Raw genomic sequence first — 333 nt, 5'->3', positions numbered from 1 at the left:
GGTCGACTCTTCGTTCATGTCAGCGTCGACGAGCTTGCCGATGCCCTTCTCGATCGAGTCCGAGAGGTCCTGAACGAAGTTCTTCTGCAGCTCGACGCGGCTGTTGAGCGCACCGAGGTCGGAAGCGGCGTCGGTCATCTGCAGCAGCGTTGCGTCAACGCCCGAGATGGCTTCTGCCAGAGCACCGGTGGTCATGTTGGTGATGTCCATCGACAGCACGCTGTAGCCGGTCGTGACCGTCGAACCGTTGGTCGCCAGCTTGTATTCCATGTAGCTGGAGAGCAGGCCGGTGCCGCCGGTCGTAACGTTAGCGCCGGTGGCGTCGACCTGGAT

At 61.9% G+C, this 333-nt stretch carries 1 protein-coding gene; it reads right to left on the bottom strand.

All coding sequences use genetic code 11. The annotated features are described in order from the left end of the window. Window positions 1-333 (bottom strand): flagellin (locus tag ACTJKM_RS36100; RefSeq protein ID WP_440661900.1); only part of this gene is annotated, 333 nt, incomplete at both ends.

The organism is Ensifer sp. 22460 (genome assembly GCF_052044935.1).
Lineage (GTDB): Bacteria > Pseudomonadota > Alphaproteobacteria > Rhizobiales > Rhizobiaceae > Ensifer.
Note: the sequence above shows the minus strand (reverse complement) of the source record. Positions and strands in the feature narration are given on the sequence as shown.